Annotated in this window: 18 protein-coding genes; 7 read left to right on the forward strand and 11 right to left on the reverse strand. The window is 54.7% G+C overall.

All coding sequences use genetic code 11. The features are described from left to right. Positions 1-7 precede the first annotated feature (7 nt). From VR71_RS22180 to fliL, 10 genes are all read right to left on the reverse strand, one after another. Positions 8-445 (reverse strand): hypothetical protein, encoded by a 438-nt coding sequence (locus tag VR71_RS22180; protein WP_296430756.1) that lies wholly within the window; start codon positions 443-445, stop codon positions 8-10. Continuing rightward, positions 442-1,530, reverse strand: a complete 1,089-nt coding sequence (locus VR71_RS22185; RefSeq protein ID WP_009817168.1) for a flagellar biosynthesis protein FlhB — start codon at positions 1,528-1,530, stop codon at positions 442-444. The genes VR71_RS22180 and VR71_RS22185 overlap by 4 nt, the downstream gene beginning before the upstream one ends. Before the next feature lie 2 nt (positions 1,531-1,532). Next, positions 1,533-2,297, reverse strand: coding sequence for a flagellar biosynthetic protein FliR (locus tag VR71_RS22190; protein WP_045686528.1), 765 nt, complete (start codon positions 2,295-2,297; stop codon positions 1,533-1,535). Beyond that, positions 2,294-4,378, reverse strand: coding sequence for a flagellar biosynthesis protein FlhA (gene flhA / locus VR71_RS22195; protein ID WP_045686529.1), 2,085 nt, complete (start codon positions 4,376-4,378; stop codon positions 2,294-2,296). Before flhA ends, VR71_RS22190 begins: the two co-directional genes overlap by 4 nt. Positions 4,379-4,381: 3 nt before the next feature. After that, the gene (locus VR71_RS22200; protein WP_296430758.1) at positions 4,382-5,191 is read right to left on the reverse strand and encodes a transglycosylase SLT domain-containing protein; all 810 of its coding nucleotides are present in this window, start codon (positions 5,189-5,191) and stop codon (positions 4,382-4,384) included. Between the two features lie 93 nt (positions 5,192-5,284). Next, the gene (locus tag VR71_RS22205; protein WP_045686531.1) at positions 5,285-7,567 is read right to left on the reverse strand and encodes a hypothetical protein; all 2,283 of its coding nucleotides are present in this window, start codon (positions 7,565-7,567) and stop codon (positions 5,285-5,287) included. Beyond that, positions 7,564-8,433 carry a flagellar motor stator protein MotA gene (motA, locus tag VR71_RS22210; RefSeq protein WP_045686532.1) on the reverse strand — a complete coding sequence of 290 codons (870 nt, stop codon included), beginning with the start codon at positions 8,431-8,433 and terminating at the stop codon, positions 7,564-7,566. Before motA ends, VR71_RS22205 begins: the two co-directional genes overlap by 4 nt. A 71-nt stretch (positions 8,434-8,504) precedes the next feature. Continuing rightward, positions 8,505-9,044 (reverse strand): hypothetical protein, encoded by a 540-nt coding sequence (locus VR71_RS22215; RefSeq protein ID WP_296430760.1) that lies wholly within the window; start codon positions 9,042-9,044, stop codon positions 8,505-8,507. A 59-nt stretch (positions 9,045-9,103) separates the two neighbouring features. Beyond that, positions 9,104-9,499 (reverse strand): hypothetical protein, encoded by a 396-nt coding sequence (locus VR71_RS22220; protein ID WP_045686534.1) that lies wholly within the window; start codon positions 9,497-9,499, stop codon positions 9,104-9,106. A 10-nt stretch (positions 9,500-9,509) separates the two neighbouring features. Continuing rightward, the gene (fliL, locus tag VR71_RS22225; RefSeq protein ID WP_045686535.1) at positions 9,510-10,016 is read right to left on the reverse strand and encodes a flagellar basal body-associated FliL family protein; all 507 of its coding nucleotides are present in this window, start codon (positions 10,014-10,016) and stop codon (positions 9,510-9,512) included. A 91-nt stretch (positions 10,017-10,107) separates the two neighbouring features. Here fliL and fliF point away from each other — a divergent pair, with 91 nt between their 5' ends. The 6 genes from fliF (at position 10,108) to VR71_RS25395 (ending at position 17,056) form a co-directional block, all read left to right on the forward strand. Continuing rightward, positions 10,108-11,751: a flagellar basal-body MS-ring/collar protein FliF gene (gene fliF / locus VR71_RS22230; protein WP_296430762.1), complete on the forward strand. Its 1,644-nt coding sequence runs from the start codon at positions 10,108-10,110 to the stop codon at positions 11,749-11,751. Continuing rightward, positions 11,751-12,338, forward strand: coding sequence for a hypothetical protein (locus VR71_RS22235; protein ID WP_045686536.1), 588 nt, complete (start codon positions 11,751-11,753; stop codon positions 12,336-12,338). Before fliF ends, VR71_RS22235 begins: the two co-directional genes overlap by 1 nt. Continuing rightward, positions 12,338-12,637 carry a FliM/FliN family flagellar motor C-terminal domain-containing protein gene (locus tag VR71_RS22240; protein ID WP_040651221.1) on the forward strand — a complete coding sequence of 100 codons (300 nt, stop codon included), beginning with the start codon at positions 12,338-12,340 and terminating at the stop codon, positions 12,635-12,637. Before VR71_RS22235 ends, VR71_RS22240 begins: the two co-directional genes overlap by 1 nt. Continuing rightward, positions 12,634-13,371 (forward strand): flagellar type III secretion system pore protein FliP, encoded by a 738-nt coding sequence (gene fliP / locus VR71_RS22245; RefSeq protein WP_045686537.1) that lies wholly within the window; start codon positions 12,634-12,636, stop codon positions 13,369-13,371. The genes VR71_RS22240 and fliP overlap by 4 nt, the downstream gene beginning before the upstream one ends. A gap of 395 nt (positions 13,372-13,766) precedes the next feature. Next, positions 13,767-14,807, forward strand: coding sequence for a glycosyltransferase family 2 protein (locus tag VR71_RS22250; protein WP_045686538.1), 1,041 nt, complete (start codon positions 13,767-13,769; stop codon positions 14,805-14,807). A 2-nt stretch (positions 14,808-14,809) separates the two neighbouring features. Continuing rightward, positions 14,810-17,056 carry a glycosyltransferase family 2 protein gene (locus tag VR71_RS25395; protein ID WP_296430765.1) on the forward strand — a complete coding sequence of 749 codons (2,247 nt, stop codon included), beginning with the start codon at positions 14,810-14,812 and terminating at the stop codon, positions 17,054-17,056. 31 nt (positions 17,057-17,087) lie between these two features. Here the strand turns inward: VR71_RS25395 and VR71_RS22260 are convergent, their stop codons facing one another. Beyond that, positions 17,088-18,053 (reverse strand): glycosyltransferase family 2 protein, encoded by a 966-nt coding sequence (locus tag VR71_RS22260; protein WP_045686539.1) that lies wholly within the window; start codon positions 18,051-18,053, stop codon positions 17,088-17,090. Positions 18,054-18,270: 217 nt separating this feature from the next. On the opposite strand from VR71_RS22260, the gene VR71_RS22265 reads away from it, so the two are divergent. Beyond that, complete coding sequence (locus VR71_RS22265) at positions 18,271-20,487, forward strand: hypothetical protein (RefSeq protein ID WP_045686540.1); 2,217 nt, start codon at positions 18,271-18,273, stop codon at positions 20,485-20,487. Positions 20,488-20,498: the final 11 nt, after the last annotated feature.

Here is a 20,498-nt window from a genome sequence, read left to right on the forward strand (position 1 = left end):
GTTTTGGTTAATCGCCAGCAGTTTCTTGCGCCCTTTTCAATCTGCCGAGTTCCTCAAGCAGATCGTGCTGTTGTTTCATAGATCGCTGGCCGTATGCTCGGTCCTGATCTTGCAAGAGCTCAGTCGCCGCCAAATACTTGCCATAGGCTCGGCGTAACAAATTACTCACCTGTCCTTTGCGTCCGAGCACTCGGGCCAGATCTGCGTGGAGGTTCGCCTTGCTGCGTCCAATCCAACCTTGCCATGTCAGGTCAGCGCCAATCTCACGATAGCCCTGCAGCCGACTGTCGGGCACGTCTCGGGCCGCAAACCGAACCTCTTCGATCTGTCTCAACTCTGCACGCAACCGCCGCTCGTCGGCCAAGAGAGCTTGCATTCTGGCAGCCTCGGAACGGTACATTGCTTCTGTCACGCAGACCAACTCAGAATAGCTATTAGACTTCATCCAAAGCTCCTTGCCTTGCGCCGCATGTCCTCGGCATATCGGATGGCGACAGCAACAGCGGCGTAATAGGTGGGATCAATTTCTTGGCCAATTTCAGTCGTGGCATGCAAAGCACGGGCTGTTGCGGGATCTTGCTGCACGGGGACGCCGCTCTCGTAGGCGAGATCGCGGATCGCGAGGGCTATATGATCCACACCCTTGGCCACACAGATCGGCGCCGCGCCCGGCGCACGGCTCCATTTCAGGGCTATTGCGTAATGGGTTGGATTGACAATCACCACATCGGACCCCGGCACCTCCGCCATCATCTGCCGAGAGGCGATGTCCATCCCGCGACGACGGTGCTGCTGCTTCACGGCGGGATCGCCGTAATTCTGCTTGAATTCATCGCGCAATTCCATGTGCGACATTCGTTGGCGGCGCAGGTGCTCGAAAAACTGCCACGTAAAATCTGCAGCGCCGACCGCCAGTGTGATCAGGAGAACGACCAGTAGAAACTCGATGATCAGTTGGCCAATCATAACCCCGATCATGGCAGGCTCGGCATGCAGCGCACCCACCATTTCTGACATGCGATAAGACAGAAACAGTCCCAACAGAATGCAATATAGCGACAGCTTTGCAATGCTCTTGCCAAACTCAAAAAGGCCTGAAGCGCCAAATTTGTTCTTGGCATTCTCGATCGGATTGATACGCGAAAGTTTGGGCTCCAACTTGGATGGGGCAATGACGAATGCGCGCTGCGCGATCACAGTCAATAGGGTCACAGCTGCGGGAAGAAGAAACAGCGCGGAAACGGCCAAGGCAACTTTTGTCAGAACCGTCCCCAAAGCAGCAGACGCGTGGCCCCCTTGAAACAGGAGATCAGCAAAGGCGTGTGGTTGACCAAGCAACACGGCGAGATTGGCGCCGGTCGTCTGAGATACCGGTCCTCCCAGCGCCAAAAGCGCAAGCAAGAGACCTCCGTATGAGCCAGCGGTGTTCAAATCAGCAGAGCGTGCGATCTCCCCCTTCTTGCGGGCCTCGTCCATCTTATTCTGGGACGCCTCATGCGGCTTCTCGCTCTCGTCCTCTTCGCCAGCCACGGCTACCCTCCGAACGGATTGGCGATAAAGCCGGCAAACGCCTGCGCCCACGCCATCAGCAGAGCCGGGGCGACCAACATCAGAACAAAGAGCGCAAGTGCTGTAATGGCAGGGGCCCCAACGAAAGCGACCATCATCTGCGGCATCGCCCGGTTAATCACGCCAAGCGTCAAGTTGTAGAGCACCGATACCAAGACAAATGGCGCAGCCAACATAAAACCTAGGGAAAAAGCATGCGCAATTTGCGAAACACCCCATTGCGTTATCGCTGAAACCTTGAAAACACCCTGAACTGGAAAAACTCGATAGCTTAGGATCATGAGCTCGGCCACCCGCACGTGCAGGTCCATGATCATCATCAAGGCAACCCCGCCTGTCGCAAGCAAATGTCCGATGGAAGGCATCGGCGTGAGACTCGCGTTACCCAGAATCTGCGACAAGGACGTCGACTGCGCAGCAATGGAGCCCGCCATCTGAAGCGCCATCAGAAAAAGGCGTAGGCCGATACCTATAATCAAACCCACCAGAGTCTCGGATAGAATTGTGAGCGCAGATGGTGCGTGAACATGATCTAGCAAATCAGGTGCAATGGCGGGCGCCGCAATCAGCGTAAAGGCGAAGACAAGGACCACTTTTATCCGCATTGGAACGGACTGCTCGCCAAAGCCCGGCAGAAGCCCGATGATTGGGGCCACGCGCAGAAACACAAGAGCATGAAGCCATAGCACCTCCTGAGCAATTCCAACGAATTGGGTCAGGTCAGTCATCTTCGTATCACCCCGATCAATGCGGGTTTCGCTCCAGTTCCGATCTCTTCAAAGGACAGCACTGGGACGTCAATATTCTTGGCCATCAGGATCGTGCGCAAGAATCTACGCCGCACTGTCGAGGTCACAATCGCGGGCGACACACCCTTGTCGCTGGCTTGCTGTAGCTGCTCAGCCGCTGCTGAGGTCAATGTGTTGAACATCTCAGGAGGCAAGGCCACATCCATTCGCCCCCGTTCGCCGTCGATCTGATATGTGGTAAACGTGTCTTCCCAGTCTGGAGCAAGCTGGATTAGGGGCAAGCTTCCATCTGCGCGTTGCAGGCCCGCGACAATCTGAAACCCGAGCCTTTGTCGCACATGCTCGCATATCAATTCGGTCTGGTTAACAATCTGACGACCCTCAGCAATCGCCTCGAGAATGAGTGGCAGATTTCTGATAGATACCTGCTCTTTCAGGAGCAGCCGGAGCACCGTGTGCAACAGATCTGGTGCGACCCGGTCTGGGATCATGTCTTCGAGAAGCTTCCGATTTGCCTCTGCGCGACCTCTGTCGGTGAGGGATACCATCTCATCAAGAAGGCGTCTCATGGCCTTCATAGTCAGCAGGCGGCTCAAGTTGCGTCGGATCACCTCGAGAAGATGAGTCGCAAGCACTTCTGGAGGCGCAATAAGAGTGACCCCGGAAAGCGCCGCACGATCTTGATCCGAGGCAGGAATCCATCTTGCAGGCGCTCCGTAGACCGGTTCCATGATAGCCTCGCCGAGTGGAAGACCCGGATGCTGCTCGGGATCTAGCGCCAAAAGTTGATTGTCCCGCAGAAAGGCACGGGCCTGTTCGACACCTTGAATTCGGATGACATAGCTTCCGGATGGCATCCCTGGGTCATCGGTCAGACGGATATCGGACAGGATCACACCATAGGTTGTCGCAATGAACCGTCGCATATTGGCAATTCTTGCTTCGAGCCCCACGCCGGGATCAAGAACCATGTTAACCAGATCTGGAGCAAACTCGACGTGTATATCATCAAGCTCGAGAATATCGCCCATCGATTTTTCCGGTACGATGATTGGATCGCGTTCCTGGTGATGAGGGGCACTCAGGCGAGCGCCGCTCCGATAGCTAACCGTCGCCACCGCCCCCAAGCCGATACTTCCAAGAATGAAGGGAACAAAGGGAAGGCCGGGAACAAGCGCAAAGAGCGCCATGAGCACTGCAACGGTTGCAAGAGCGGCAGGATGCCGTGCAAGTTGTTCTGCAATTGCAATATCTGTGGCCCCCTTGTTGCCACCACGCGCCAAGAGCAATGCCGTGGCGATCGATATGATGACCGCCGGGATTTGTGTGACGAGGCCATCGCCGATGGTCAGGATCGTGTAGGTCTCAAACGCCTGACCAATCGGCATGTCATGCATCGCAATACCAATGATGAGACCGACAAAAAGATTCAAAAGCGTAATCAGAAGACCAGCAACCGCGTCACCCTTGACGAATTTCGAGGCCCCATCAAGCGATCCGAAAAAGGTGGTTTCCTGCTGCTCCCGTTCACGCCGCTCCTTCGCCTCTTGGTGATTGATAGCACCAGCCGACATATCGCTGTCGATGGCGAGCTGCTTTCCGGGCATGGCATCAAGAGCAAAGCGCGCACCCACCTCTGCCATGCGTGCTGCGCCCTTTGTGATCACAAGAAAGTTAACAATCAGAAGAACAGCAAAGACGACAAGTCCAAGGAATACATTTCCGCCAATGATGAAATTGGCAAAGCCTTCGATCACTTCGCCTGCGGCAGAAGTCCCAGTATGGCCTTCGCCGATTATCAGTTTGGTTGACGAAACATTGAGCGCCAAGCGTAGCATCAACGAGGCCAACAGTATGGTTGGGAAAGCCGAAAAATCCAATGGACGATCAATAAAGAGCGTTACGGTAAAGATCAAAATCGCGAGAGCAAATGAGGCAGCAAGGCCAACATCCAGCATCCAAGCCGGTACAGGTAGGATCATCATCACAATGACCGCCATAAGGGCGATAGCCAAGAGAACCGTTGGCTGAAAGACCGCTTTAATGGAAAATGTTCCCATACCCTAGAAACTGATGAAAGCGATGCGGTCCAAGAACGTTCTCAGATCCTTGGTTTCAGGGATCGGAACCAGTGAGCCGTTCCGCGATTGTGACCCGGTCGTGTGTAGAAGGGGAAAACTGTTCTCGGAAACCGCAGGCTTTGGCTCTGGCGTCCAAGATATGACGTCTAAGTCCGGCACAGGGTTTGACATGTCGTGAAGATTGGCAAGAATGCGGTCAAACCGCTTTCGGTACTCCCCAGCGAATTCAGAATGTCGTGAATGATAGGCTCCTGCCGCCAAAGACCAATCGCCCATTTCCAGATGCAGATCCCAAAGGAATTGTGCGGCGTAGCGCGCATTTTCGACTGGGTCTAACATATGTTGGATGGACCGAAAGGCCGCCCCGTGCCATTTGTAGTTGATCTGAAAGCAGCCCACATCAAAGCTACGTGCCCCGCGAAGAATTTCTCTCTGAACATAGGCTTCGGCGGCGTCATTGCTGTCGAACCAAATGCCTCTGCCGTTCATGTTTACCGTCCAAGGCCACGGCGTCAGGCTACCATCGTCATTGCGACCGGTCTCTGCACGCGTGATTGCGCGCATCACGGCCAGAGGCACACCAGTTTCCGAAGCTGCAAGCTGCGCAGCCTTGTCACAATCATGCAAGACCGATGCCCTTGCAGATGGCAGTCCGAGCATGCCGAAGCCGCAGAGAACAGCTATTAGTCGTGCAGGGATCAAGGTCAGACCGCGTGTGGACATACTGTAGTGCCGCATCCACTGAATTAGGCCACCGAATGCAATCCAACCTCTTCGGAGAGTCTTGCTCATTCAAAAGAATCCCCTGATTGGCTGGGCGTGATGCCGTTGTTGCATACTTATTAGCCAATCAGTCTTGAGATTCGGTAACCAAGCGCCTGCATTTCAAGGAACGTCAATAAGATCCGTTTGCTTTAAGAGATCATTCAATGCCCCACGGATATCGGCACTTTGCTCAATTAATTGTTGATCGCGAGCAAGAATGCTCAGGTCAATATTGGGTGCCATGTCTGTCATTGCATGTGCTAATTTTTCTGTGACAGGGTCATCTGAATGCAAAAGCCGCGCCCAATCCTCTGCCAGCCAAGCGGTATGCTCTATCGTCGATGCATTTTCGGTCGCCTCAAGGTAACGCAAGGCAGAAACGTGATCCCCCAACATACTCTTGGCTCTGGCGCGTAACTGATTGGCCTCAGGATCGGACAGACCGAGAAGTTCAGCCTCTGCGCGATGCGGTTGCCCCTGCACCAGAGCTGCTTCAGCTTGCAAGATCCGATAACGAGGCACTGGGGAAATCGTCTTGGCAGCACTCAGAAGCTCCAATGCTTCTTCTGCAAATCCGAGATTCAAAACCCGTTCTGCCATTTCCAAGGCGAGGTCCATTGGGATCTCGTCGACCGGTTCAGTGATGCCAGATATCGCGTAACGAAGGAAGTCAAAGTCTTCTGCGTGCCTAGAAAGCAGGCGCAGCAGGTCGTGGTATGTGGCTGATAAGCTCTCTGGTGACAAATCTGCAGCGACACGGTGAAACTCAGAGAATGCCTCAGGAAATGCCTCGGAGGCGGCGAGAGCGAGCAGATAACCGCGGCCAAGTTCTTGTCCAAGAGCAGACCCACGGTGCTCATGATAGAATGCCCCGGCCAATTGCGCGCTGTCGTATGGAACGACCTCACCTTTCAGAACCTTTTGATCTATAAGCGCCAGGAGTGCGGCAGCGGAGTGCTGCGCATTTTGCTCAACTGAAGCCTCCAAGGCGGTTTGTGCTTCTTCATGTTTGCCATCCGCAATCGCGAGCTCTGCTGCTGCAAGGTCTCGCTCCGGTGACGCGAATTGGTCGGGATCTCGCATGCTTCTGAGGATCATGTCCGATGTCTCTCGATGTTTTGCCTTCAGCAGTTTGAGGGCTAGCCGCGGACCAAGGTGTTGCCGCAGATGTCTGGGCAGCGCAGTAAAAGCACTCAGAATCGATCTGTGGTCGAGAAGTTGATGCTTGGGAATGATGTCACTGGCGAGAGCGCCCCAAAGTGCGCCAAAACCATGGCATCCAATATCATGCTGTAGACGCGAAGCCGCGTGCGCTGTCTCGGGATGATCAATTACTGCCGCCAGTTCCAACAGAACTTGAGTTTCTTCACTTGCCGGTTCAGCCAAAACCGCAAGCTGCGATGCCTCTCTCCCAAAACCGAAATAGACATAAAGACGAGCCAAGCGAAGAACTGCCTGAGCGTCAAACGTATCGAACTCTTGCGAGAGCGTGCGGTTCAATTCTCCGATCTGTTCCTGAAAAGGCGCATTCTTTCCCCAGGCCGCGACATCAAGGAGGTTGTCCGGCAAACAGGCCTTTTTCAAATCTTGACCGTAATCAGGCCTCACCTTGCCTTCTCGTGCTTGGTCAATGCTGCTTTGCGCCATCAGATTGGAACGAAACGCGTAAGGTGAAAGGATTGTAGCTTTACCTCCGTCCAACTCGACGCTCTTATTCGGCCGAGAGTCTGGAATAGGCGGGCTCGACGCGACAGACTGCGGCCCCATCTCTCGTGGCTCGTCAGCGGGCTGCAACAATCCTTGACCTGCTGCACGTGCCACCCCTGCCAAAAGGGTGGAGCTAACTGTTGGCAGATCAACCTCCGCTTGGTCAGGGGTAACCAGCTTGAGCATATCCGATAGTACGTTCCCCACTTCGATCTGTCCGACAGCCATCGTGGTCGATGGAGAAATGGGCTGAGGACCGAGCGGCGGTGCCGTCTTCGGTATTTGACGCGCTCGCACTCCCTTGCTCTCTTGATCACGCAAAGGCGCGTCAAGACCCTTCACATCGGCAATATCGACGACCAGCATAGAGTTCGAGTACCAGAAGATCTTGGCCTCGCATGTGCAACCAAATGTCAGATCGAGCTGACCGTTTCCATTGTCTGCGTCAACGGCCTCAATTCGACCTTGTGTCAAACGATCAAACACCTGACTCACGTCGATCTCGGCTTGATAACCGGGGAAAGAAATTGAGATGCCGTTCACTCTCGATTGGCTCGACACCTCTGTTCTCTGGGGCATGTCAAGAACAAGACGAGAAAAGCCATCGTGCTCCCCGGAGCGCACCCGCACCGCCTGAGCAAAAGCTTGAGACGCGCTCAGTGTTACCAATAGAGCGACTAGCCATTTCTGGGTCATGCTGCATCCTGCTTGAGGGTTCTCAATGCCTCTTCCAGATCATTGAAACTCGGCCGCTTGTGATGGGGCGTATTTTGTCGACCAACTTCGATACAGATGTTGGTTGCATGATTGTAGAGATTGGCCACAAGCACTTCGCGGATAAGGTGATAGAAATGCCCGTCCTCTTCAACGACATCTTTCACCTTGGCGGCGAATGGGCCCACCAAACCATAGGACAGAAACACACCAAGAAAGGTCCCGACAAGCGCACCTCCTATCATTTTCCCCAAAACTTCAGGAGGTTGATCAATTGAAGCCATGGTTTTGATGACACCCAACACCGCAGCAACAATGCCCAATGCAGGCAACCCGTCAGCCATGGTTTGCAGAGCGTGGCTCGAATGCAGCGCATGATGAAGATTGGCTTCGATCCGCTTTTCCAGCACCTCCTCAACCTGATGCGGGTCATCATAGTTCATCGAAGCAGAACGGAGCGTGTCGCCAATCAGAGCCACCGCTTCCTTGTCCCTAAGAATTTTAGGGTACTTCAAGAATATAGGAGAGTCTTGTGGCGCCTCGATGTGCTCCTCGATCGCAATCGGATTTTGTCGACCAAGGCGAATGAGTTCAAACAAAAGGCAAAGAAGATCTTCGTAATCCTGCGGTTTCCACTTTGGTCCTTTAAAGACCTTTCCAACATCCTTGATGGTATGCTTGATTGAGGGACCATCGTTGCTGATGAGAAATGCGCCAACCGCCGCCCCACCAATCATCATGAACTCAAATGGAAGCGCCTTGAGGATGATGCCAAGCTTGCCTCCTGCGGCCATGTAGCCACCAAACACCATGACGAAGATTACAAGAACCCCAATGATACCGACCATGTCTCTCTCCGCTGGAAATCACAGCTTCGAGACTGCCATCAACCGATTAACAAACACTGAGTCCGCCCCTATCATTCATGTGGAGCATTGGCATTCCGTCCGGCAAGAATAACGCTTATGCCATTGGCAGTTGCAGGCGTCAGACCAGCCAGGATATCCGCCGCTGAGTCTGGGCGCATCCGCGCGAGGAAACCGGCGGCGAATACTGGGTCCAACTCTTCGAACAAGGCCGCCGCTTGTTTGGGTTTCATTGACTCGTAGACTTTGGTCAGTTGTGAAACGTCGTTCTCGGCCGCACTCTCAGTCAGAGAGATCATCTGGCGCAAATCATCTTCGGCGGTCTTCAAAGCAATCATTTTCTGGCTGATCTCACGATCAGCCAGATTAAGCGCATGGAGCCGATTCTGTAAGGTTGTCTCTCGCTTCTCCAACGCGCTCTCGCGCTTCTGAACAGCGACAAGCAACAGCTTCAGGTCATCAGGAGTCTGGCAATCGGCATCAGTCAGCGTGTCGGAGGATCTGGTTTCCTCAGAGACCAAAGCAAAGGCTTGCCCTGCGCCGTCACCGATACGAATCAACGCCGATGCCACAAGAAAGGAGGACAGGATCACGAGAACGCCGCGTGATCGCCGCAAGCCTCGTCCACCGCCGCGCCTTTGGGAACGCGAAATCATGGAGAAACCTCGCGGGTCATATCCTGATGGCGTTTAAAGACCGGGCCGGAGGGCGCAGATTGAGGGTATTCGCGCATCGGTGTCACCGGCTCCGATGCCAGTCCCCGATCAGGAAGATCGTGCATTGATGCAACCAGCAACTCCAAACGTCGAGCTGCATCTTCGGCTCTATCGGTGACCGCTTTCAAAGTCCGCGCTGACTCGTCCGCCGTGTGACGTGTGTCACGCAGCGTTGTGGTCAAATCATCGACCTGAGCCGATAAAATCGCCACGGCCCCTCCCATCCCATTTTCAAGATCGTTAAAGCGACCCAACCGTCGGGCCAGAACATAGCAATAAAGACATGCCCCGATAGTTCCGGCGATCATCAGAATATCAGCAATGATTTCCATGAGTCAGTCCTCAGCTCAGCACAAATTCAACAACCAGAAGGTCGTTAATTCGCCCCCCACCTGTGACGACTTGCAGACGGCGCAAGAGCTGCGCCCTCAGGCGCACCAAAGCCATGCTATCTTCGAGATCAGCAAGTTTCAGAGCGCGCAAGTAGGTATTCATCACATCAACTATGCGAGGCATGAGATCTTCAACTTCTGCCTTGTGCGCAGATTTGACTTCAAGCTCGGCACTAAAGCGCAGGTGCAAACGCTTTGCCCCCTGACCGACAGAAACGATCAGGGGCGTGACCGGGACAAAAGCCACATCCGGCATCATAGAGACAGGCCTGGGAGGATCGGCTGAGGCAGGCACTTCAGCTGCGGTGTCGCGATAGGCACTCATAGGAATCATCCCAGACCAGGTCGCATAGAACCCACCAGCGGCGCCAAGTATGACCAAAGCCAATCCAATCACTTGTGGCCTTCTGGAGGGTTTTGTTTCGGGTGCGTCTTTCGTCTCATCCGACTCTGCCATGCTAGACCTCTTTGTTGACGACAAACCATTTATAGACCGGCAGAAACTAACCGATTATTAAACCTGATCAGCGAATGATGACCGGAAACCAATGGCAGAACGCCAAATATCCGGAGGCATCAAGGTGCAGCAGATCACGAAGCTCTGGCATTCATTGTCGGTTCGAAATCGAATGATTGTGCTCGGTTCAGCCATGCTGATGTTCTGGGCGGTGCTTGCCCTTACTCGGATGGCTTCTAATCCGAGTATGACCCTGCTCTACGCGGGACTGGAGAGCAGCGCGGCCGGAGAGGTGGTTGGTGCGCTCGAGCAGCGTGGTGTGATCTATGAGGTCAGAGGCAGTTCGATCTTTGTCGACACGACCCGCCGCGATGAATTGCGCATGACATTGGCGGGAGAGGGACTGCCCAGTTCCAGTTCGAAAGGCTACGAACTTTTGGACAATCTGTCCGGCTTTGGCACGACATCGCAAATGTTCGATGCCGCCTATTGGCGTGCAAAGGAGGGAGAGCTTGCCCGGACAATCGTGTCTCATCCTGCAATCACCGCTGCGCGCGTGCATATTGCCTCAACTGGCTCCAATCCGTTTCAACGTGAAGTCCGCCAATCTGCTTCTATCTCGATCACGATGGGAGGTGCCGAGGTTACATCAAAACACGCGCGCGCCCTGCAGTATCTGGTGGCGTCGGCTGTGTCAGGTCTCTCGCCTGAAGATGTTTCAATCATCGATTCTGAAGGTGGATTGATCAATGGCACAGAAGAGACAAAGGCGTCGACCGCAGATGACCGCGCCGAGGTGCTGCGTTTGCGTGCAGCGCGCCTCCTTGAGGCTCGCGTGGGCCGCGGAAACGCAGTCGTCGAAGTCGCACTTGAGACGGTCACTCAAACGGAATTGACTCGAGAAACGCGTTTCGATCCAGACGGGCGCGTTGCGATAAGTACCGACACCGAAGAGCGCGCAAACACGTCTAACGATCAAAGCAGCGATGTGACGGTTGCCTCCAATTTGCCGGATGGGGATGTGGCGGCCAATGGTGCATCAGCCAGCGAAAATACCGAGGCCCGTGAACGGATCAATTACGAGGTCTCAAGCACGGAACGCGAGATCACCCAGCAACCCGGCGCGATCAAACGCATGAGTGTCGCAATCTTGATAAACGGCCTCACAACTTTAGACGCATCCGGCACGCCCAGCTTTGCCCTACGTCCCGAAGAAGAGTTGACGGCACTTCGTGATCTGGTGGTGGCGGCCGTAGGTATTGATGAGGCGCGCGGTGATGTTGTAACGATCCGCACCCTGCAATTCGAGCCGATAGAACCAAGTGGCACTCTGGTTGAAGCTAGCCTCTTAGACCGCCTCGCGATTGACGTAATGACTTTGGTCCAATCTCTTGTCTTGGCAATCGTCGCTCTCATCCTCGGTCTCTTCGTTCTGCGTCCTATTCTCTCTCGACCGCCTCTCATGGCCTCATCCCAGATTGGGAGGTTGGCAGTTGCGTCCCAGCCAGAAATCATGCCGCTTTCAGGAGTGATCGATGACGGAGAGATCGACGAAAGCGGCCTTTCGGACGTATCCGAAAAAGCCCTTATTGATCGCAGCAGACAGCCACTCTCGCGTATCGATGGCCCGCCTGAGGATCCGGTCGTTCGCTTGCGATCACTTATTGGTCAGCGTCAGGAAGAAACTGTCGAGATCCTGCGTAACTGGCTTGAAGGCGAAGAGGAGAAAGTGTGATGTCGATCGCGCATCTCTTGGATGATTTCGGATCAATCGCGAGAGGGAAACCTATCACCCTGACGGATGTCTTGCTTGAAGAAGAGCGCCTCGAAGCCTTTGAAAAGGGATATCAGGCGGGGTGGGACGATTGTGTTAAATCCCAGATCGAAGACGGCCGCAGGATAACGGCCGACCTTGTGCAAAACCTTCAGGATTTCAGCTTTACCTACGAAGAGGCACATGCCGAAATCTTGGCGATGCTGCATCCCCTTCTGCAACAGATAACAACCTCTGTGTTACCTGCACTGAGCCACGCCATGTTGGCCCCACGGATCACAGAAATCCTGACCGACCTAATCGCGACCCATGGGCGGCAACAGGTCAAGATCGTGGCCGGTCCAGATGACCGGATGATCCTCCAAACTCTGAGCGCAGATCTGCCCGAACTCTCAATTGAGGTCACCGAGGACCCAACACTGGCCAGTGGCCAAGTTTATTTGCGTCTTGGTGATCGTGAGCATGCTTTGGACATGCAGAGCGTTCTGCACGGGATTGAACAGGCCATATCCGGGTTCTTTATGGAAAATAGAAAGGCAGTAGCATGATGGACGTCGGGCCAGACGACAGCGGGGGCTTCACCTCTGATCTGCAAAATCCATTCTCTTCGGTTCCAATCGAGATCACGGTCTCTGTCGGCAAGGCCAGACCGTCAATTCGAGATCTCCTGAAACTTGGCAAGAATGCGGTTCTCGTGCTGGATCGTCGTGTCGACGATATGGTGGAGCTATACGTCGGAGAACGCCTTGTCGCACGCGGTCGACTCGAAGAATTGGACGGTGATCAGCAAGGTCAAATTGCCGTGCGGGTCACCGAAGTCGCCAATCTTCAGGACGGCCTCGGATGAGGTCACCGCTTCTGCTTCTCGGATTGGCTGCAATCCTTGCCATGTTGCATGCCCCCGCCGCACTGGCACAAGAGATTTCACTATCCATGGGCGATGACGCGTCACTTTCAGCGCGCACAATTCAAATCATCGCGCTCATCACCGTGCTCAGCCTCGCTCCGGGGATTGCCATTATGGTGACTTGTTTTCCATTCATCGTCACTGTTCTGTCGATCTTGCGGCAAGGGATCGGCCTTCAGCAATCACCCCCCAACATGTTGATTGTTAGTCTTGCTCTCTTTCTTACGTACTTTGTAATGGAGCCGGTATTTACAGAGGCTTGGACCAACGGAATTGAACCGCTCCTAGAAGAACGCTTGTCACCTGAACGCGCCACCGAGATGGTGATTGCTCCTTTCAGACAATTCATGTTGGGCCGTGTGGACCCTGAGACCTTTGCAAGCATGGCCGCGCTGAGACCGGAAGCAAGCGTTACTGTGGCTGGTTCTGATGCCCCACTTTCGGTGCTGATCCCCAGTTTCATGCTGTCGGAGATAGCCCGCGCATTTCAGATCGGCTTTCTTGTCTTTCTTCCATTTCTCGTGATTGACCTCGTCGTTGCGGCGATCCTGATGTCCATGGGCATGATGATGGTGCCTCCGGCCATTGTCTCATTGCCCTTCAAGCTGGCGTTTTTTGTCATCGCCGACGGCTGGACCCTCATCGCCGAGAGCCTGGTAAAGGGATACATGTAAACGACGCAAATAGCGTCAGAAAACCAGATAAAGTGTCGTGACATAAGGCGACACGGACCAGTAATCGTGCGGCGGCCAATGAGGCCCGAAGGGTTCACGCTTCACCTCTGGTCGCCAATCAGAAGGAACGCTTTGAGAGCTGTTGGTTCAGCGCAATCTACGCGGGATGGATGATAATTGACGAGGCTGCACACTCACGAGCCATCAAAAGTTGTTGTGACCCTGGAATCATCCATTGCCTTATGCGTCCTGAGGGAAAGTCATCAGCCCCAGTCTCTTACCTTCTCGCATTCAAAGAATTCGTGATTGAAATGCAGGGCATTGGATGACTTTGTTCAACGATCTTGCCTATAATCAAGGATAAAACACGGCAAGACAAAAAGTAGAGGGCTCCATTGAGTTTCTTGGGTATCACATGTCTACGCGATGACGGTCCCTATATTGTGGAATGGCTTGCGCATCATCTGGCAGTTGGGTTCGACCGTATGATGGTCCTAAGCCATGATTGCACGGATGGAACTGACGAATTGCTGGCCGCGTTGGCACAAGATCGTCGGATTGAGCATGTACGCTTTGTACCAAAAGGTGGAAAATCTGTACAATGGCAAGCTCTACGTTATCTGCGCGACCTCGACATATACAAGATGGCGGATTGGGCGCTATTTTTTGATTGCGACGAGTTCTTGTGTAGTCCGGCCGACAGCCTGCCAAAAATACTGGACACGTTCGACAGAGACGCGGAATCGTTCGACGCATTGGCGCTGCCATGGCGTCTCTACGGATCAAGCGGTCATCGAAGACGCCTGTCAGGCATCACGCCGGAGCGCTTTATGCGAGCTGCACCGTTGGATTTGCATTTCCCGCTCGCCCATCTCTTCAAAACCCTTCATAGACCCGGTGCATTTCGCCAGCCTGGCGTTCACCGCCCTCGCGGACGTCCCCGGCATCCCGCCGTCTGGATCGGACCAGACGGCGCTCGCCTTGCTGACGGCTTTGCACGCAATGACACGGCGATCACCCTGTATGGCGCAGGAAGCGGTCCTCCGAAAATATGGCTGAACCACTATTCATTGCGTTCTGTGGAAGAATTCATGCTCAAACGCGCCCGTGGTCTGCCCAATCATATGGACCGCGACGTCGGAGTGACCTATTGGGCAGAACGCAACTGGAACACTGTTGAGGCGTCAGAGATCCTGCCTATGTTGACATCTACTCACAGGGAAATCGACACGCTTATGGCCCTGCCCGGCGTTGCGCATGCGCATGAGGCCTGTTTGGCCGCGCATGATTCGAGATATCACACCCTCACTCAAGACATAGAAGCGTTGAGACTGGAATTCCGGCTGAGCTTTCTCACCGGCAGCACGCCGCCCTCCGCTGCAGATGGTCGGGATTTTCTCAATGCGCAGTTGCGTTTGGCTCGGACAGAGACCTGACCATGAGCGGGCGGGTGATCGAACGCCGCATGGCGAGCCAAGACCTGAGCGGACTTGTGCTTCTCGATGCGGTAGAGACCCGAATAGATAACGCAAGGCTGGTCACTCTCTTCTTGGGACCAGAGGTGGAACCAAGCGCGATCATTGCCCCGCAAGGAGGCGAGTTGATCTCGCAAAAGAGCGTAGGCGGCGCGGCGGTTCTGGAGTTTTTGGTTCCCGAAGGCCGCTTGCAGTTCGGCACGCCGCAAGGCCTGATGGACGTCACGCCGGCTGAAGCAGAGGTCTCGCTTCTGGAAGGCGAAAATGTGATCGTCGCAGTGCGTAATGGCGAGGATGCAGCGACAGTGCTGACATGGCTTGCCTATCATGCCGATCAGCAAGGTATGACCGGCGCAGTGATCCTTGACCGTGCTCGTCCCACCAGCGACCCGGATTTTGCGCGGGCTCTTAGCAAAGGCATAGCCGCGCAAGGGCTCGCAAGTCTGGTCATATTGCTGAGCAGCGACCAGCCTTTGGGGCGCCTTGACAGCCCAGCCGAGGCCCATCCCTACTGTGTTCCGGAATCTCCGGGTAAAGACAGGATGGAGATCCCGCCCCCGTCTCCTTGGAATTCGCCTCTGGCTGCGCTCAGCTTCTACGAGATTGCGCGTGCCCGCTTTCTTGCCCAATCCCGCGCCGTGGCAAACATTGACGTTCATGATCTGCTGGTGACAAGCAGCGAAACGGTGTTTAACAGCGCCGTTGCCGCAAAGGATGGTCTCATCGCGCTGATCGGGCGGCATTGCTATCCGTGGCGGGTCCGGAACGGGCAGCCAACAGGCTTTGCGGATCATATTTGCGTGCAGTTTGATTCCGGGACTGGACGACAGAGGTGGTGCCTGGCCCCAGCAAAATTACCACAGGACGCCGTCTGGCGTCTCTTGCGGGTCGGAAATGCGCGACCTGACCCCACGCGCACCCAACGGTTCTATCGTCATATGGCCCTACGGCACCCAACGGAGTCGATTTCCAAGATCGTGCCAAAATCCTCACTGATCGAACATCCTCCGTTGCTTGAACAGGCACAGACGTATTTCGGTCACATGCCCGTTCGCATGCCCGAGATTGCTTCGGATGCAGCACAGGGCGGACAGGGACGCGCGGCCATTGTGACCACGATGAAGAATGAAGGCCCCTTCATCCTCGAATGGCTGGCCTATCACCGCTCAATCGGATTTGACGATATTCTGGTATATACAAATGACTGCACGGATGGCACGGACAGCATGCTGCAGTTGCTGGAACGCAAAGGGTATGTTCAACATCGCGAGAACCCATTTCGCACAATGAACATGCCCCCTCAGCACGCTGCCCTGCAATCCGCCGAGCAGGAGCCGGTGATCAAAGCCGCCAAATGGATCACCTGTATTGATGTGGATGAATACATCAACATCAAAACCGGGGATGGAACGTTGAACGCGTTGTTTGATGCAGTCCCCGACGCCAATATGATCGCAATGACTTGGCGGCTCTTTGGCAATGGCGACGTGAAGGACTATGCTGATCGCCCCATTACCGAGCAATTCCTGCGTTGTGCGCCCGAGTTCGCACGCAAACCTCATCAGGCATGGGGTTTCAAGACCCTTTTCCAGAACATCGGCCTTTTCAAGAAGTTGGGGGTGCATCGACCCAAGGGACTTAATCCGCAGCTTTGGGAGGATATCAATTGGGTAAACGGATCTGGACAACCGTTGCCACGCGAAATGTATCGCAACGGCTGGCGCTCCACGATTGAGACCTATGGCTATGATTTGGTGCAGCTCAATCACTATGCGGTGCGCTCTGCCGAGAGTTTCCTTGTCAAACGTGACAGAGGCCGGGTGAACCACGTAGATCGAGATCAGGGTCTGGCTTATTGGTTTCGCATGAACAACAATTTTGAAGAAGAGCGCTCGATCCAGTCACGCCTCGCCATGATGCGGGCGGACCTAAATAGGTTGATGCAAGATCCCGAAATTGCGGCGGCCCATCACCATTCCGTCGCCTGTCACCGCGCCAAGATCGACGAACTACGTGCCACCGAGAATTACAGCAGTTTCTTTGCGGAGCTGACGAGCCCGCGCATGGAAAAGCTCGCGCGGCTGCATGGTCACTTTGGGTCGAATGTCTTTTTGTCGGGGCCGGGCGTGATACCCGACGAAATTGTGGCTCAGGACCCCGAAGCGGAGTGGTTCTTTACCGTAGAATTGCAGGGCGACACGGCGCATTGATCGAAGAGCGCGCAGCCTGTCCGATATTGTGTCAGGTCCGCCTGATCGCGGTAACGAGCGTGTCCATTTCCGGATCCATCCGGATCGAAGCCGCCTTGCGTTGGTGCCATTCGACACCGCGCTGATGCAGGTCTGCCAACTGAGGATCACTTTTCAGTTCAGCCAACAACTCCGAAGTCCGGGCGCTGTAGCGAGAGATTGACGTATCCGTTTCGTCATTCAAGTTGAACTTGTCCCAATACTCTTGGCCCAAGATATGGTGCGAATGGTTTGCACGCCCGCGCGCGCGCTTGATCAAAAAGCTCTCCATCGAACGCAGAGCGTAGTGGTTGACCTGCGCATGGGTGAAGAGCGGCGGGTTTTCCGTGCGCACGCCGTCCACAATGTAGTCAATTCCCCCCGGCAGGACACGCCGCGTGGTGGCGACATGCTCATCGTGGCACACGGGTCCATGCAAACCCATGCGCTGGAATTTGTGCTGGTTCGTGTAGAGCGATTTTACGAATTTGCCGGTGCTGGGGCGCTGTTCGGCATCCCACTCATACTCACCTTTGGTGAACTGCTCCGTTACGGGCCTGTCTTCGAACCGCTCGACTCCGTCCGGGCCAAACACGCGCCACGGCACAGAAATCACGTCGGTGTCCACGCCTGATCCCTCGACAAGAGCCCGGACAGACCCATCGCCAAGATGGACATTTAGGAATTCATCCACATCACAGACAAAAATCCATTTTGCCTTTAGCACAATCTCATAGCGGCGACTGGCCTGCCGCAAGGCGCTGCGATGGATGCCAGCCTTGCGCACCACGGTGTCATGTTGTGTGACCAATCCCATTTCCTGAAGGCGGCGCAGGATGTCTACCGTGGTATCGGTGCAGTCGTTGGTGCAGACCAAAATATGATCGAAGCCAAGGGCTTTGTAATGCGCAACCCATTCCAGAATATAGGGGGCTTCGTTCTTCATCGTCGACACGACGGTATAGGTCTCTGCGCTCATATCCGCCTCATCTCATCAGCCGTTCCGGCATGTTGTTTTGCCCTGAACTTTAGCGTCAGCGCACCGCACAAGACAAGCAGCATGGCGTCGGCGTCACGATTGCTGCAATTTCGTATCGGCCGGGCATTCTGCCGATACCCAAATGCTGCGCAAGTGTTTACTCTGCCACGAAACCGCGCCATTTGGCCCGCAGCGCATAATGAGAGGAGAGCTATAGGTGGCACGGCAACGTGAGGTCGGCACGCTATGGATCGGTGGGCCGCTCAGCTGGATGGAACAGCTCTGCCTCAAGTCCTTTGTGGACAAAGGCCAGAGAATTACCCTGTTCGGATATGAAGGTATTCCAAACCTGCCAGATGGCGTGATTTTTCGCGATGGGCGCGAGATCATCGACACAGATGACTTTATCAAGTACGAGCAAAAGAACAGCTATGCGCTATTTGCCGACTTGTTTCGCCTGCACATGATCCACAAATGTCCCGGCATGATCTGGGTGGATACTGATGTGTATTGCCACAGCCCAATGACCTACGACAGCGACTATGTTTTTGGCTATGAATTGCCCGGTGAGCATCGCGTCAACAATGCGGTTCTGGGTCTGCCCGCCGACAGCGAGATGCTGGCGCGGATGTTGGAATTTACATCGGACCGGTATGCGATTGCCCCATTTTTGCCCCGCAAGCGGCAAGAGATGATGCGCAAACAGGCGGACAAGGGCAAGCCTGTGCATGTGTCACAACAGCCGTGGGGCGTTTGGGGGCCGATGATGGTCACTCACTACGTTCATGCTCTTGGGCTTGAGGCGCATGTGCAGCCACTCAACGCATTTTATCCGATCACCTTTCCTGAACGGTTCAAGTTCATGCGGCGCGCCGATCTGGCCGCTGGTCTGATCACAAAGGAGACCACCGCTCTCCATCTCTGGGCCTCGAACAAGCGGCAGTTGGGCACTTTGCACAACGGCCTTCCACCAAAAGGCTCCTACCTCGAAATGCTGGTGCAAGAGCATGGCATCAATCCGGCCCTTGCCCCGATCAAAGGGCGTGGCAACACTACCTTTGACGGAGCGTTGATCGACGAACTCGATCTGGAAACCGTATCGAGCGCCGCCGATCTGACGGGACATGCGCGCAGTTTCATGCTGGCGCTGCATCACAAATTCGATTGCGACTTACAGGTGATCAATTGTAACCGGCGGGGAAAATTCAAGGCTGACGACGAAGGATGGCTTGAGGGGTATATCACGTTCCTTGTCGAAAACGATGTCAGCCGAGATCGCATTCAGATCATCCGGGATGACAAAGATCTGCGACCGGTGGATGTGCTGTGTAATCTTTCGGGGTTTGGCGATCGCTTAAGCGTTCCTTTTCTGCAAAAGTTTCTAGAACGCTGCATGCATTCCGACAGCCGCGTTTTCATGGATGTGCGCAAAGGATCAGGTGCCTTTCCTTTTCTCAAGGCGTTTGGCACCAACATCACGATTTCAAAGCGCGAAGAAGAGGGCCATGAGATCACCCGCATTCGCGTGCAGGCCAAAGCCCCGGAGGTCAATTCCGGTGGGGATACATGGGATCACATCGCTCTCCAACTCGCAGGGACGGAAGGTTGGTATCGGGCCGGACCCAACGGGCATAGCTTTCTCTACATGCCCCGCGATCCTGACATCCTGGTCGTGACTTTTGACAATCTCGATATCGCCATGACCAAGCGTGAGGACCGACGTCCATGGGGATACAATTTCATCAAGGATCAGGGTTGGTCGATGTTGGGTGTTCTGGCCGGTGGTTGGACCTGGTATCGGGAGCCTTGGGTCTGCGAGCAATTCGACGCTCTCCAGCAAGAGGGATTCTTCAAAAAATTCAAACGTGTGGTGTTTTACGGAGCCTCGATGGGAGGCTATGCGGCCTGCGCCTTTGCACCTGCCGCGCCCGGCTGCGATGTGGTCGCCATCTCACCGCAGAGCACGGTGGATAAATCCATCGTACCATGGGAAACTCGTTACAAAACGGTCTGGGATCGCGATTTTTCCGGCAAGTATGGCGATGCGGCCCAGGTCAGCGCAGCCGCGCATCGTGTGTCGATCCTATATGACCCCTATGAACCACTGGATGCTCAACATGCTGCGCGGTTCAGCAACGCGAATGTTGCGCATCTGCGCGCGCCCCTGCTGGGGCACCGCTTGGGTAGTTCTCTCAATCAGATGGGCATCCTGAGCCCGATCATTCTGGGTGCCCTGAATGGCACTCTGACGCCGCAAGAGTATTACCGGCTGCTCCGCGCCAGACGCAATCTGCCAAGGTATCAACGGGAACTTTTCAAACGCGCTGTCGAGAAGGGGCATACCAAACTCGCCAGATCACTCGCGTCCCATATTCTCGAACAGAATCCCAATCGAGCAATACGGATTGGGCTTGAGGCTCTGACAACAGACTGAGCGACGCGGCC

This window comes from Roseovarius sp. BRH_c41, from assembly GCF_000961715.1.
Taxonomy (GTDB): domain Bacteria; phylum Pseudomonadota; class Alphaproteobacteria; order Rhodobacterales; family Rhodobacteraceae; genus Roseovarius.